Below are 15205 nucleotides of genomic sequence, written 5' to 3' on the forward strand. Positions count from 1 at the left end.
GCGAGCCGGCGTCCACCTTTGAATCCGGGCAGACGGGCGTTACAGGAGATTTTTCGGGGTGAGTGGCTGGTTTTGCCATTCAAACGCGACAGGTGCCAGCACCTGGTCGATCTGCGCATCGCGCCACAGCTCGGCCAATGTCTTGCCCACCTCAGGATGCACGCGCTCCGGCGCCATCAACGACAGCGGCCATAACACAAAAGCGTTTTTGAGGATTTCTGCGCGCGGCAGGATCAAGCCGTCAAAATTCCCGACTAATTCGCCGTACAACAGCACGTCGATGTCCAACGGTAGCCCTTTGCGGTCCGGTGCATAGCGGCCATTGTCAGCCTCGATGAATTTCAACCGGCGATCCAGCTCCATCAACGGCAAGTCGGTATAGGCCGACACCACCAGGTTGAAAAACGGTCCGCTTTTGATCCCCACCGGCTGGCTTTCGAACACAGGTGAGCAGCGCACATCCGTCAAGAAGCTCGCCAATGCATCCAGGCCGGCGCGCAGATGGCGCTCGCGTTCGATATTGCTGCCAAGGCCAAGGTAAACCTGAGTTAGCGACATCCGCGCTCGATCTCCACGCCCACGCCTTTGGCTGCCGGCACGGCACCCGGCTTGGTCAGCTTGAGGCGCAACCAGGGAATCTGGAATTCGCTCATCAACACTTCAGCCAGGCGTTCGGCGAAGGTTTCTACCAGCTGGTACTGGGACTGCTCGGCAAAGGCCTGAATACGCGCGGACACGCTGGCGTAATCGAGCGCCAGGGTCAGGTCGTCGCCCGCGGCGGCAGGGCGATTGTCCCAGGCGAAACTCAGGTCCAGGCGCAGGCATTGCTTGATGCCGCGCTCCCAGTCGTAGGCCCCGATCACGGTGTCGACTTCCAGGCCTTCGATAAACACTCTGTCCAAGCTCTTCTCCGCAGCACGACAAGGGCGCGTTGCCCCGTTAGAATCAGGGCGTCCTCGCCCGGAATAGTTAGCATGTTTTGGTCACTGGCGATTCTCGCCTACCTGCTCGGCTCGCTGTCCTTCGCCATTTTGCTCAGCCGCCTGACGGGAAATCCCGACCCGCGAATGAGTGGCTCAGGCAATGCCGGTGCTACCAACATGTTGCGCCTGGCCGGCAAAAAACTCGCCGTGCTGACGCTGCTGGGCGATATCTGCAAGGGCCTGTTGCCCGTACTCATCGCCAGCCTCGCCGGCCTCACCCTGCAACAGCAGGCCTGGGTGGGCGTGTGCGCTGTCCTCGGCCATCTGTTTCCGCTTTACTTCCGCTTTCGCGGCGGCAAGGGTGTCGCCACGGCGGCCGGCATGCTGCTGGGGATTTACCCTCCAGCGGCGCTGCTGGCGGTGCTGGCCTGGCTGTTGACGTTCTACCTGACCCGCACCAGCTCGCTGGCCGCACTGATCGCCACGCCGCTCACCCTGCCATTGCTGGCCTGGCAGGCGCCTGCAGCGCTGTTGCCGATGAGCGTGCTGACGCTGCTGATCGTCTGGCGCCACCGCGGCAATTTACGCGACCTGTTTGCCGGGCGCGAACGGCATTTTTAAATACGTTCGATGAGCCCGGCTCACGTGAGCCCTTACAGCGGTGAAAGTTGCTCCATCGGCCAGCGTGCCTGCACGCTGATCGCCAGGCTTTCGTGCTGCCCGGCTTGCAGACGCTGGCAACCGGCGTAGGCGATCATTGCACCGTTGTCGGTGCAGAACTCAGGGCGCGCATAAAACACGTCGCCGTGCATGTCGCCGAGCATTTTTTCCAACGAGGTGCGCAGCGCTTTGTTGGCGCTGACGCCGCCTGCGATCACCAGGCGCTTCATGCCCGCCTGTTTCAGGGCGCGCTTGCACTTGATGGTCAAAGTCTCCACCACGGCCTGCTGGAACGCCAGTGCGATGTCGCAACGGGCTTGCTCACTGTCGTCCCCGGCGCTGACGCTTTGCTGCCAGGTGTTCAGTGCGGAGGTTTTCAAGCCGCTGAAGCTGAACATTAGGCCCGGGCGATCGCACATCGGACGCGGGAAGGTGTAACGGCCCGGCACGCCTTTTTCGGCAAGACGCGCAATTTCCGGACCGCCGGGATAATTGAGGCCCATCATCTTCGCCGTCTTGTCGAACGCTTCACCGGCGGCATCGTCCAGAGACTCACCCAGCAGCGTGTATTGGCCAATCGCATCGACCTGAACCAGCTGCGTATGCCCACCCGAAACCAACAAAGCGACGAACGGGAACTGTGGCGGTGTTTTTTCCAGCATGGGCGCCAGTAAATGGCCTTCCATGTGGTGCACGCCGAGGGCCGGAATGCCCCAGGCGAACGCCAGCGCCTGGGCGCAAGAAGCCCCAACCAGCAGGGCTCCGACCAATCCGGGGCCGGCGGTGTAGGCAATCGCGTCGATCTCGGTCGGCACGCAGCCGGCCTCGTCCAGCACCTGGCGAATCAACGGCAGCATGCGCTTGACGTGATCGCGGCTGGCGAGCTCCGGCACCACGCCGCCATAGGCGCGGTGCAGGTCGATCTGGCTGAACAGTGCATCGGCCAAAAGCCCGCGTTCACTGTCGTAAAGTGCGACACCGGTTTCGTCGCAGGAGGTTTCAAGTCCCAGTACTAGCATGGGTTTGCGCCTTGTAGAGGCTGAATTCGAAGGCGCGCATAATAGTCGTCACTCCCCCTCCCGACTAGCGGTTTTCGATCAGAGGCTTTGCATTCCGGGCAATGAGGGGTTAACATCCGCAACCCTTAAAAACCGACGACCTCAGCCGCGAATTTTTTGCGACGAGAACGTTGATTCCCGGTAATGAAAGAAGGTAGCTCTGGATGCCAGCCGTCAAAGTAAAAGAGAACGAACCCTTCGACGTAGCTCTGCGTCGTTTCAAGCGCTCCTGCGAAAAAGCCGGTGTTCTGGCTGAAGTTCGTAGCCGCGAATTTTATGAGAAGCCAACTTCTGAGCGTAAGCGCAAAGCAGCAGCCGCTGTTAAGCGTCACGCTAAGAAAGTTCAGCGCGAGCAGCGCCGCGCCGTTCGTCTGTACTAATACACAGACTTACGTAGCAAGCTTCTGCCAAGCCCGGCCCTCAGCCGGGCTATTGGCATTTGCGGATATCGCTTGATGCTTCACCGTCGACGCCGCACACGCGACCGAGACACTGCTTCACACGTCAGGACTGGCTCTTTTGCCAGCGGTGCGCGTCTCTTCTGACGAGCCTAACAAGGCTACTGACGAGCACACTCATTCTTCAAACAGACGATCAACTGTGTCGGCTGTGCCCAACGATGCGTTTCCGAGGCCCGCCATTGGCCAACACCGGACGCTCGGGCAACATTTCCAGGCCGAACACTGATAGAAATTAACGTCAGTGAATGTTCGGCAGATACACTCCCTGACAGCCCAACCAGACGACAGCTGATCGAGCCGCACAATGTGTGCGCCTGAGCACTTCGCGGGCCTCATTGATACGCAGTGATGACGAGAACGCCATGGCCGGGCTAATTCCCCAGAGCTTTATTGACGACCTTCTGAACCGCACCGACATCGTCGATGTTGTCAGCTCGCGCGTGCAATTGAAAAAAGCCGGCAAGAATTACACCGCCTGCTGCCCGTTCCACAAAGAAAAGACCCCCTCGTTCAGCGTCAGCCCCGACAAGCAGTTCTACTACTGCTTCGGCTGCGGCGCGGGCGGCAATGCCCTCGGCTTTCTCATGGACCACGACAACCTGGACTTCCCCCAGGCTATCGAGGACCTGGCCAAAGCCGCCGGCATGGAAATCCCCCGCGAAGAAAGTGGCCGCCCACACAAACCACGCCAACCCACCGACTCGCCGCTGTACCCGCTGCTGACGGCCGCTGCCGACTTCTACCGTCAGGCGCTCAAAAGCCATCCGCAGCGCAAGGCCGCTGTCGAATACCTCAAGGGGCGCGGCCTCACCGGTGAAATTGCCCGGGACTTCGGCCTCGGTTTCGCGCCGCCAGGCTGGGACAACCTCTACAAGCACCTGAGCAGCGACACCCTGCAGCAGAAAGCCATGATCGACGCTGGCCTGCTGGTGGAAAACGCCGAGACCGGCAAGCGCTATGACCGCTTCCGCGACCGCGTGATGTTTCCGATCCGCGACAGCCGTGGCCGGATCATCGCGTTCGGCGGCCGCGTGCTCGGCGACGATAAGCCCAAGTACCTGAACTCCCCGGAAACCCCAGTGTTTCACAAGGGCCAGGAACTCTACGGCCTGTTCGAAGCGCGTAAAAACAACCGCAACCTCGATGAAATCATCGTGGTTGAGGGCTACATGGACGTGATCGCCCTCGCCCAGCAAGGACTGCGCAATGCCGTGGCCACCCTGGGCACCGCCACCAGCGAAGAACACATGAAGCGCCTGTTTCGCGTGGTGCCCAGCGTGCTGTTCTGCTTCGACGGCGACCAGGCCGGTCGCAACGCCGCCTGGCGCGCGCTCGAGGCCACGCTGTCGAGCCTGCAGGATGGCCGCCGTGCGCGTTTTCTGTTTCTGCCGGAAGGTGAAGACCCGGACACCCTGGTGCGCTCCGAAGGCACCGACGCGTTCCGCGCGCGCATCAATCAACATGCGCAGCCGCTGGCGGACTATTTCTTCCAGCAGTTGACCGAAGAAGCCGACCCGCGCTCCCTTGAAGGCAAGGCCCACATGGCCACGCTCGCGGCGCCGTTGATCGACAAAGTGCCGGGCGCCAACCTGAAATCACTGATGCGCATGCGCCTGCTGGAAATCACCGGCTTGAGTGGCGAGGCCGTCAGCCAGCTGGTGCACAACGCACCGCAAGACGCACCGCCGGCTTACGACCCAGGCATGGATTACGACGCCATGCCGGACTACTCGGACTTTCACCAACCGCAGGAGGCCTACGCGCCCCAGCAGGAGTGGACACCGAAGAAACCCGGCGCCGGCGGCAAGAAATGGGACAAGAAACCCTGGAGCAAGAACGGTAAGCGCGGTGATCGCGATGAGGCCTACGCGCCACGCACGCCGGTGGCGGTGGAAGCCCCGACGCTTATTGCGTTGCGCACGCTGATCCACTACCCGCAATTGGCGAAGAAAGTTGAGAGCGCCGATCATTTTGCCAACGAGAGCAACACGTACGCTCAGGTACTGATCGCCTTGATCGAGGCGGTACAGAAAAATCCTAAGCTAAACTCAATTCAGTTGATGGCTCGCTGGCATGGCACCGAACAAGGCCGCCTCTTGAAAGCACTCGCAGAAAAGGAGTGGCTAATTGACGGCGATAACCTTGAACAACAGTTTTTAGACACCATTACTAGGTTATCCGCGGGTCAGCACACGCAGACCCTCGATGAACTCATCAAGAGAGCAAGGCAGCCGGGATTATCGGCTGAAGAGCAGATTCAGATAGCAAAACAGATGCGCGACCTCTTAAAACAGAATGTTTCCGCATCAAACCCGACCTCAGCTGGCGTGTGAGGTCATAGCTCGGGTATAATCCTCGGCTTGTTTTTTGCCCGCCAAGACCTTCAGTGGATAGGGTGTTATGTCCGGAAAAGCGCAACAGCAGTCTCGTATCAAAGAGTTGATCACACTGGGTCGTGAGCAGGGTTACCTGACTTACGCCGAGGTCAACGACCACCTGCCTGAGGATATTTCAGATCCAGAGCAGGTGGAAGACATCATCCGCATGATTAACGACATGGGGATCAACGTATTCGAAACTGCGCCAGATAAGGATTCCCTTATGCTGGCCGACGCCGATACTGACGAGGCCGCGGCCGAAGAGGCAGCAGCAGCGTTGGCAGCAGTGGAGACCGATATCGGTCGCACGACGGACCCTGTGCGCATGTACATGCGTGAAATGGGTACGGTCGAGTTGCTGACACGCGAAGGCGAAATTGAAATCGCCAAGCGTATCGAAGAGGGCATCCGTGAAGTGATGGGCGCAATTGCGCACTTCCCTGGCACGGTTGACCACATTCTCTCCGAGTACACCCGCGTTACCACCGAAGGTGGCCGCCTGTCCGACGTTCTGAGCGGTTATATCGACCCGGACGATGGCATTGCGCCGCCTGCTGCCGAAGTACCGCCGCCTGTCGATGCGAAAGCCGCGAAAGCCGACGACGATTCCGAAGACGACGATGCTGAAGCCAGCAGCGACGACGAAGATGAAGTTGAAAGCGGTCCGGACCCGATCATCGCTGCCCAGCGTTTCGGTGCGGTTTCCGATCAAATGGAAATCACCCGCAAGGCCCTGAAAAAGCACGGTCGTGGCAACAAGCAGGCCATTGCCGAGCTGATCGCCCTGGCTGAGCTGTTCATGCCGATCAAGCTGGTGCCGAAGCAATTCGAAGGCCTGGTTGAGCGTGTTCGCAGTGCCCTTGAGCGTCTGCGTGCCCAAGAGCGCGCAATCATGCAGCTGTGCGTACGTGATGCGCGCATGCCGCGTGCTGACTTCCTGCGCCAGTTCCCGGGCAACGAAGTTGACGAAAGCTGGACCGACGCACTGGCCAAAGGCAAGGCGAAATACGCCGAAGCCATTGGTCGTCTGCAGCCCGATATCATCCGTTGCCAGCAGAAGCTGACTGCGCTTGAGACTGAAACCGGTCTGACGATTGCCGAAATCAAGGACATCAACCGTCGCATGTCGATCGGTGAGGCCAAAGCCCGCCGCGCGAAGAAAGAGATGGTTGAAGCGAACTTGCGTCTGGTGATCTCCATCGCCAAGAAGTACACCAACCGTGGCCTGCAATTCCTCGATCTGATCCAGGAAGGCAACATCGGCTTGATGAAGGCTGTGGACAAGTTCGAATACCGTCGCGGCTACAAGTTCTCGACTTATGCCACCTGGTGGATCCGCCAGGCGATCACTCGCTCGATCGCCGACCAGGCCCGCACCATCCGTATTCCGGTGCACATGATCGAGACGATCAACAAGCTCAACCGTATTTCCCGGCAGATGTTGCAGGAAATGGGTCGCGAACCGACCCCGGAAGAGCTGGGCGAACGCATGGAAATGCCTGAGGATAAAATCCGCAAGGTATTGAAGATCGCTAAAGAGCCGATCTCCATGGAAACGCCGATTGGTGATGACGAAGACTCCCATCTGGGTGACTTCATCGAAGACTCGACCATGCAGTCGCCAATCGATGTCGCCACTGTTGAGAGCCTGAAAGAAGCGACTCGCGACGTACTGTCCGGCCTCACTGCCCGTGAAGCCAAGGTACTGCGCATGCGTTTCGGCATCGACATGAATACCGACCACACCCTTGAGGAAGTCGGTAAGCAGTTTGACGTGACCCGTGAGCGGATCCGTCAGATCGAAGCCAAGGCACTGCGCAAGCTGCGCCACCCGACGCGAAGCGAGCATCTGCGCTCCTTCCTCGACGAGTGATACCAGAACCCCCGGCCCAGGCCGGGGGTTTTGCTTTGTGCAGATCACTTTCTACAGATTAACTGCCGCGCAACACCCCTCCCCGCAATGCCCGTCTACACTCGAAACATTCCCCGTGCCATAACGAGACCGTTATGCCCAGACTGCCGACCGTGATACTGCTGTCGCTGCTCACCTGGACCGCAACGGCTGGCGCGTTGACTCTCACCGATGAAGAGCGTGGCTGGCTGGCGGACCATCAGGAGCTGCGACTGGGAGTGGACACCTCTTGGCCACCCTTCGAATACCGTGACGAAAATGGTCGTTATCAGGGCCTTGCCGCCGACTATGTACGCCTGATCCAGGACCGCTTGGGCGTCAGGATCAAACTGATCGAGCCCGCCAACTGGACCGCCGTGCTCGAACAGGCCAAAAACAACCAGCTCGACCTGCTGCCCGGCACCATGTCCACCCCGGAGCGCCAGGGTTTCCTGGCCTTCACACGGCCTTATCTGGACTTTCCCATTGTCATCCTCGCCCACGAAGGCGGCGCCAAACCGCGCAACCTCAAGGACCTTTACGGGCTGAAGATCGCCGTGGTGGAAAACTACGCACCCCACGAACTGCTGCGCACCCATCATCCCGACCTCAATCTGGTGGCCATGCCCAACGTCAGCTCGACGCTGCAAGCCCTGGCCACTGATGAAGTGGATGCGGTCGTCGGCGACCTCGCCTCCAGCGTCTGGAGCCTGCGCCAACTCAAACTCGATGGGTTATACGTCAGCGGTGAAACGCCCTACCGCTATCAACTGGCAATGGGCGTTCCGCGCGATGAGAAAATGCTGGTGGGTATCCTCGACAAGGTGCTCGCCGACCTCAGCTCAGACGAAACCGACGCCATCCAGCAACACTGGGTAGGCAGCTTCACCGATCACCGCACATTCTGGGCCGACCTGCTGATGTACGGCCTGCCAGCCGTGCTGCTGTTGAGTACCGTGCTGGCCATCGTGATTCGGATCAATCGTCGGCTCAGTTCGGAAATATCCCGGCGGGTGGCCCTTGAGCAAGAACTGCGCAGCAGCGAATACCACTACCGCGGCCTGGTGGAGAGCCTGTCCGCCATTGCCTGGGAAGCCAGCATCACAGACTTCACCTACAGCTACGTGTCGCCGCATGCCGAGGACCTGCTCGGCTACCCCCGCGCGCATTGGCTGATTCCAGGGTTCTGGCGCAACATTATCCACCCCGCCGACCTGACCCGCGCCGAGGCCTACTGCTACCGAGAAACCCGTGCCAACCGCGACCACAGCCTCGATTACCGAGTCATCACCGCCGACGGGCGCTGCCTGTGGGTACGCGACATTGTCAGCCTTATCGAGCACGGCCACGAGCCGGTGCTGCGCGGCTTGATGATCGATATCAGCGAAGCCAAGCGCACCGAAGAAGCCCTGCAGCTATCCGAGCAGAAATTTGCCTCGGTGTTCCAGCAATGTCCGGACATCCTGGTGATTGCGCGGATGTCCGATGGCTGCCTGCTGGAAGTCAACAAGGCGTTCGAAGACCAAATCGGCCTGAGCGCCGAGGACGTGGTGGGCAAGACCGCCACAGAATTGAATATCTGGGGCATTCCGGGCGTCGGGCCCGACCTGCTGCAACGCGTGCAGACCACCAGCATCCGCAACCTCGAGATGTCGTTCCGACGCAGCAATGGCCAGGCGTTTACCGGGCTGATCTCGGCGGAACCGTTCCAACTCGACACCACCGAGGCCTTGGTGGTGGTGGTGCGCGATATCACCCAGCTCAAGGAAACCCAGCAACAACTGCAAACCTCGGAAGAGAAATTCGCCAAGGCCTTCCACGCCTCACCCGATGGCCTGCTGCTGAGCCGTCAACGTGACGGGCTGCTGATTGAAGTGAATGAGGGCTTCAGCCGACTTACCGGTTTCACCAGTGTGACCTCGCTCGACCAGTCAACCCTGGACCTGGGCATCTGGGTCGATCTGAACGAGCGCAAGCACATGCTGGAACTGATGCGTCGCGATGGTTTTGTGCGCGATTTCGTCTGCCATATACGCCGCAACGACGGGCAGATTCGCCTCTGCGAAGTGTCCAGTCGCCCGCTGCCCATCGGCGATGAAGAATGCATGCTGACCATTGCGCGAGACATCACCGAACGCCAGTTCATGCAGGAAAAACTGCAACAGGCCGCCACTGTATTCGAGAGCACTGCCGAGGGTGTGTTGATCACCGACACCCGGCAGAACATCAGTGCCGTCAACCGCGCGTTCAGCGAAATCACCGGGTACAGCGAAGCCGAAGCCCTTGGCAGCACGCCGCGCCTGCTCGCCTCCGGCCTGCACGACAGCGCCTTCTATGCGGCCATGTGGCACCAGTTGACCGCCCAAGGGCACTGGCAGGGCGAGATTTCCAACCGCCGCAAGAACGGCGAGCTGTACCCCAGTTGGCTGACCATCAGTGCCGTGCGCAACCGTGAGCAATTGATCACCCACTTTGTCGCCGTGTTTGCCGACATCTCCAGCCTCAAGCACGCCCAGGCGCGCCTCGACTACCAGGCACACCATGACCCACTGACCGGATTGCCCAACCGCAACCTGTTCGAAAGCCGGTTGCAGGCCGCACTGAATGGCCAGCAGGAAAGCGGCAACCAAGGCGCGGTGCTGTTTCTCGACCTGGACCGTTTCAAACACATCAATGACAGCCTCGGCCACCCCGTCGGCGACCTGCTGCTCAAGGACATCGCCGTGCGCCTCAAGGAGCAACTGCGCGATGTCGACACCGTGGCACGCCTGGGCGGCGATGAGTTCATCATCCTGCTGCCCGGCCTGCAACACGCCAGCGATGCCGAGCACCTGGCCAATAAGCTGCTGGCCTGCTTCACGCCGCCGTTCCAGGCCGGGGAGCACGAATTCTTTATCAGCGCGAGTATCGGCACCAGCCTGTACCCGCAGGACGGCACTGACGTCGCCACTCTGGTGAAAAACGCCGACGCGGCGATGTACCGCTCAAAGGCCAAGGGCCGCAACCGCGTCGAAAGCTATACCCGTGACCTCACCGCCCAAGCCAACGAGCGCGTGGCCCTGGAACACGAACTGCGCCGCGCCATCGAGCGTGAAGAGTTATTTTTGTATTACCAACCCAAGCTGAGCCTGATCACCCAGGAACTGATCGGCGCCGAAGCCCTGATCCGCTGGCGCCATCCAACCTTTGGCGACGTGCCACCTGAGCATTTCATCGCCCTCGCCGAAGAAAACGGCATGATCCTGCAGATCGGCGATTGGGTACTGGAACAGGCCTGCCAACAGCTGCACGCCTGGCAAACGGTTTATGAGGGCTTCGGCCCACTGTCGGTCAACCTTGCCGGCGCACAACTGCGCCACCCCAACCTGCTCGCGCGCATCGAACAGCTGCTGCGCGACTACCGCCTGGAGCCCGGCTGCCTGCAATTGGAGATCACCGAAAACTTCATCATGAGCCAGGCCGAGGAAGCCCTGGAAGTGCTGCACCAACTCAAACGCCTGGGCGTGCAGCTGGCGATTGACGATTTCGGCACCGGCTATTCATCCCTCAGCTACCTCAAGCGCCTGCCGCTGGATTTCCTCAAGATCGACCAGTCCTTCGTGCGCGGCTTGCCCGACGATCCGCACGACGCCGCCATCGTGCGCGCCATCATCGCCCTGGGCCACAGCATGCAATTCACCATCATCGCCGAAGGCGTGGAAAACCCCGCGCAACAAGCCTTCCTTGCCGCCGAGGGCTGTGAACAGATGCAAGGCTACATCGTCAGCCTGCCCCTGCCGCCCGAGCTTTTTGCCGAGGCTTTTCTTCATCTGAGCGTTTCAGACTTTTCGGATGGCACAGCAGGGAAACCATCGTTATAATCCGCGACCTGTTACAAGGGCCTATAGCTCAGTTGGTCAGAGCAGAGGACTCATAATCCTTTGGTCCACGGTTCAAGTCCGTGTGGGCCCACCAAACAAAAAAGCCGCGCATTGCGCGGCTTTCGCGTGTCTGGCGTCTGGAAAAGGCGACGCTGGCTCTCACGCAATTGTCTGCAATGAAAGATTTGTTAATTGTCGTCAACTGCTGCGGCACAGACCATGGCCGGCCACTCAACAAGCACGAGGAACCCGGCTCCATGCCACCCGCCAACCGCTCACCCCGCGCCTTAGTCCAGTCTATTTTTACCCTCAGCCTGCGCACCGCAGGCGCTCTTGCCATCACCCTCGCAACCCTGGGCAACGCACACGCAGCATCGCCCGCTCCAGCCACCATCAAGGCGTACAAGCTCTGCACCGGCGCAGATAACGCCTCGCACGTGCTGGAGGGCACCATCGACCAGAGCATGCGCAACGAGGTCACTGCCATTCATTTCAAGACCACCCCGGCGCACGCTTCTTACGATTGGCATAACGATCCCGAGCCGCAATACGTCATGACGCTGTCCGGCACTCTGGCCTTCGCCACCCGAGGCGGCGAGACGTTCACTCTGCGCCCCGGTGAAGTGCTGGTTGCCGAAGACAACACCGGCACCGGCCATCGTTGGAACCTGATCGACGACCAACCGTGGCGCCGTGGCTACGCAGTGCTCAAGCCTGGCGCGCCGGACTCGTTTATCCCGAACGATCCCGCCGCCGCGAAAGTCTGCAAGGCGCCTTGATCTCGCAGATCACAGCGCTCTAGACGGGCACAAGCCTGTAACATGGCGACCCATTGCCGCCCGCACTGGAGCCCTGCCCTTGCCCGTCCTCGATGAAATCGATCGCCAACTGATCGCCGCCTTGCAGATCAACGCCCGTGAAAGCGTGGCCATGCTCGCCCGACAGTTGGGCATCGCGCGCACCACGGTGACGTCGCGCCTGGCGCGCCTGGAGAAAACCCAGGTGATTACCGGTTACGGCGTGCGCCTCGGGCAGCGTGTGGTCGATGGTGGCTTGCAGGCGTATGTCGGGATCACCGTGCAAGCGCGCTCGGGCAAGGAAGTGTTGCGTCGGTTGAGTGCAATGGCGCAGGTGCAGCAGCTGTGTGCGGTGAGTGGCGAATTTGATTACGTGGCCTGGCTGCGCACCGATTCACCGGAGCAACTGGATCAATTGCTGGACCAGATCGGCAGTGTCGATGGCGTGGAAAAAACCACCACGTCGATCATCCTCAGTAACAAATTGGACCGTGGTCAGCCAGTCTGACCACCTTCTTCGTCACTCTGACTGAAAACAATCCAATACGACGACACTTTGCGTCTTATTAACGAACGCTACGCTCCCTAAACTGGCTGCCATCTTTTCCTATACTCAACGGGCCACATCCCGCCGAGTCGCCAGTAAGGTCAGCCATGAGCATTCCGTCCAGCACCATCAGCAAGACCCATCGCCACCCCGCCGACGGTAAAAAACCCATCACCATCTTCGGCCCGGACTTTCCGTTTGCCTTTGATGACTGGATTGAGCATCCGGCCGGCCTGGGCAGTATCCCGGCCGCCAACCATGGCGCTGAAGTGGCGATTGTCGGTGCGGGGATCGCGGGTCTTGTGGCCGCTTACGAGCTGATGAAGCTGGGCCTCAAGCCAGTGGTGTACGAGGCCTCGAAAATGGGCGGCCGCTTGCGTTCCCAAGCGTTTGAAGGCGCCGAGGGCATCATCGCCGAGTTGGGCGGCATGCGTTTTCCGGTGTCGTCGACCGCGTTCTATCACTATGTGGACAAGCTGGGCCTAGAGACCAAACCCTTCCCCAACCCGCTGACGCCGGCCTCCGGGAGCACGGTGATCGATCTGGAAGGCCAGACCCACTACGCACAAAAACTCTCCGACTTGCCGGTGCTGTTCCAGGAAGTTGCCGACGCCTGGGCCGATGCATTGGAAGCCGGTTCGCAGTTCGGTGACATCCAGCAAGCCATCCGCGACCGCGACGTGCCGCGCCTCAAAGCGCTGTGGAACAAGCTGGTGCCGCTGTGGGACGACCGCACCTTCTATGACTTCGTCGCCACATCCAAGGCCTTTGCCAAACTCTCGTTCGCGCACCGCGAAGTGTTTGGCCAGGTAGGTTTCGGCACGGGTGGCTGGGACTCGGATTTCCCCAACTCGATGCTGGAAATCTTCCGCGTAGTGATGACTAACTGCGATGACCACCAGCACCTGGTGGTCGGCGGCGTGGCGCAAGTGCCCATGGGCATCTGGCGCCACGTACCCGAGCGTTGTGCGCACTGGCCGGCCGGCACCAGCCTCAGCTCGTTGCATCGCGGCGCGCCGCGGGCCGGTGTGAGCCGCATAGCCCACGCCGCCGATGGCCGCTTCGCCGTGACCGACAACTACGGCGACACCCGTGAATACGCCGCCGTGCTGACCACCTGCCAAAGCTGGCTGTTGACGACCCAAATCGAATGCGACGAAACCCTGTTCTCGCAGAAAATGTGGATGGCCCTGGACCGCACACGCTACATGCAATCGTCGAAAACCTTCGTGATGGTCGACCGCCCGTTCTGGAAAGACAAAGACCCGGAAACCGGTCGCGACCTGATGAGCATGACGCTCACCGATCGCCTGACCCGTGGTACCTACCTGTTCGACAACGGCGACGACAAGCCCGGCGTGATTTGCCTGTCGTATTCGTGGATGAGCGACGCGCTGAAAATGCTCCCGCAGCCCATCGATAAGCGCGTGAAGCTGGCCCTGGATGCGTTGAAAAAGATTTACCCGAAAGTCGACATCAAGGCGCGCATCATCGGCGACCCGATCACCGTGTCGTGGGAAGCCGACCCGCATTTCCTTGGGGCTTTCAAGGGCGCGTTGCCCGGCCACTATCGTTACAACCAGCGGATGTATGCGCACTTCATGCAGAAGGACATGCCCGCCGAACAACGCGGGATTTTCATCGCCGGTGACGACGTGTCCTGGACGCCTGCCTGGGTCGAAGGCGCGGTGCAAACCTCGCTGAACGCGGTGTGGGGCATCATGACCCACTTCGGCGGCAGCACGCATCCCGAGAACCCAGGGCCAGGTGATGTCTTTGACGAAATCGGCCCGATCGCCCTGGCCGATTAAGGAGTTGAGCATGCGCGTTGCCCTGTACCAATGCCCGCCGCTGCCACTGGATGTGGCCGGTAACCTCAAGCGCCTGCACCAACTGGCGCATGAGGCCTCGGATGCCGATGTGCTGGTGCTGCCGGAGATGTTTCTCAGCGGCTACAACATCGGCGCCGAAGCGGTCGGCGCCCTTGCCGAACCTCAGGATGGGCCATCTGCGCAAGCGATTGCCACACTGGCCAAAAGCGCCGGGCTGGCGATTCTGTACGGCTACCCGGAGCGGGCCGAGGACGGGCAGATCTACAACGCCGTGCAGTTGATCGACGCCCACGGCCAGCGCCTGTGCAACTACCGCAAGACCCACTTGTTTGGCGACCTGGACCACTCGATGTTCAGTGCCGGGGAAGATGATTTCCCGGTGGTGGAATTGAACGGCTGGAAGCTTGGCTTCTTGATCTGCTACGACCTGGAATTTCCGGAAAATACCCGTCGCCTGGCGCTGGCCGGTGCCGAGCTGATCCTGGTGCCGACTGCCAATATGGTGCCGTTCGACTTTATCGCCGACGTCACCGTGCGGGCGCGGGCCTTTGAAAACCAGTGTTATGTGGCCTACGCCAACTACTGCGGGCAGGAAGGCGAGATTCAGTATTGCGGGCAAAGCAGCATCGCCGCGCCGAACGGCCAGCGCATCGCCCAGGCCGGGCTGGATGAGACGTTGATCGTCGGTGTGCTGGACCGCCAGTCCATCCTCGACACCCGCGCCGCCAACCACTACCTGCAAGACCGCCGCCCCGAGCTGTACGGCGCACTGCACAAGCCCTGACCCAGCCGGTTCGT

At 60.5% G+C, this 15205-nt stretch carries 12 protein-coding genes and 1 tRNA gene; 10 read left to right on the forward strand and 3 right to left on the reverse strand.

The window, feature by feature from the left end:
- Positions 1–39: 39 nt before the first annotated feature.
- The gene (gene folK, locus AACW30_RS00005; RefSeq protein WP_200621999.1) at positions 40–558 is read right to left on the reverse strand and encodes a 2-amino-4-hydroxy-6-hydroxymethyldihydropteridine diphosphokinase; all 519 of its coding nucleotides are present in this window, start codon (positions 556–558) and stop codon (positions 40–42) included.
- Positions 549–902, reverse strand: coding sequence for a dihydroneopterin aldolase (folB, locus tag AACW30_RS00010; protein ID WP_106575528.1), 354 nt, complete (start codon positions 900–902; stop codon positions 549–551). The genes folK and folB overlap by 10 nt, the downstream gene beginning before the upstream one ends.
- 72 nt (positions 903–974) lie before the next feature.
- On the opposite strand from folB, the gene plsY reads away from it, so the two are divergent.
- Entirely contained in the window at positions 975–1544 is a 570-nt protein-coding gene (gene plsY / locus AACW30_RS00015) for a glycerol-3-phosphate 1-O-acyltransferase PlsY (RefSeq protein WP_094951989.1), read from the forward strand.
- A 32-nt stretch (positions 1545–1576) separates the two neighbouring features.
- Here plsY and tsaD read toward each other — a convergent pair whose 3' ends face one another.
- The gene (tsaD, locus tag AACW30_RS00020; RefSeq protein WP_119737664.1) at positions 1577–2602 is read right to left on the reverse strand and encodes a tRNA (adenosine(37)-N6)-threonylcarbamoyltransferase complex transferase subunit TsaD; all 1026 of its coding nucleotides are present in this window, start codon (positions 2600–2602) and stop codon (positions 1577–1579) included.
- A 203-nt stretch (positions 2603–2805) separates the two neighbouring features.
- On the opposite strand from tsaD, the gene rpsU reads away from it, so the two are divergent.
- The 9 genes from rpsU to AACW30_RS00065 all read left to right on the forward strand — a co-directional run bounded on the left by rpsU (position 2806) and on the right by AACW30_RS00065 (position 15191).
- A complete protein-coding gene (gene rpsU, locus AACW30_RS00025; RefSeq protein ID WP_002551877.1) occupies positions 2806–3021 on the forward strand; it encodes a 30S ribosomal protein S21 in 216 nt (71 codons plus the stop codon).
- Positions 3022–3464: 443 nt separating this feature from the next.
- Positions 3465–5435: a DNA primase gene (gene dnaG / locus AACW30_RS00030; protein WP_119737662.1), complete on the forward strand. Its 1971-nt coding sequence runs from the start codon at positions 3465–3467 to the stop codon at positions 5433–5435.
- Positions 5436–5502: 67 nt separating this feature from the next.
- Positions 5503–7353 carry an RNA polymerase sigma factor RpoD gene (gene rpoD / locus AACW30_RS00035; protein ID WP_106575532.1) on the forward strand — a complete coding sequence of 617 codons (1851 nt, stop codon included), beginning with the start codon at positions 5503–5505 and terminating at the stop codon, positions 7351–7353.
- Between the two features lie 134 nt (positions 7354–7487).
- A complete protein-coding gene (locus AACW30_RS00040; protein ID WP_200622001.1) occupies positions 7488–11231 on the forward strand; it encodes an EAL domain-containing protein in 3744 nt (1247 codons plus the stop codon).
- Positions 11232–11248: 17 nt separating this feature from the next.
- Positions 11249–11325, forward strand: a tRNA-Ile gene (locus AACW30_RS00045).
- A gap of 163 nt (positions 11326–11488) precedes the next feature.
- Positions 11489–12010, forward strand: a complete 522-nt coding sequence (locus tag AACW30_RS00050; RefSeq protein WP_200622004.1) for a hypothetical protein — start codon at positions 11489–11491, stop codon at positions 12008–12010.
- 79 nt (positions 12011–12089) lie between these two features.
- Complete coding sequence (locus AACW30_RS00055) at positions 12090–12536, forward strand: Lrp/AsnC family transcriptional regulator (RefSeq protein WP_106575534.1); 447 nt, start codon at positions 12090–12092, stop codon at positions 12534–12536.
- A gap of 167 nt (positions 12537–12703) precedes the next feature.
- Positions 12704–14386, forward strand: coding sequence for a flavin monoamine oxidase family protein (locus tag AACW30_RS00060; RefSeq protein WP_119737718.1), 1683 nt, complete (start codon positions 12704–12706; stop codon positions 14384–14386).
- 10 nt (positions 14387–14396) lie between these two features.
- The gene (locus tag AACW30_RS00065) at positions 14397–15191 is read left to right on the forward strand and encodes a carbon-nitrogen hydrolase family protein (RefSeq protein ID WP_200622006.1); all 795 of its coding nucleotides are present in this window, start codon (positions 14397–14399) and stop codon (positions 15189–15191) included.
- Positions 15192–15205: the final 14 nt, after the last annotated feature.

This window comes from Pseudomonas sp. MF6747, assembly GCF_963890955.1.
GTDB lineage: Bacteria > Pseudomonadota > Gammaproteobacteria > Pseudomonadales > Pseudomonadaceae > Aquipseudomonas.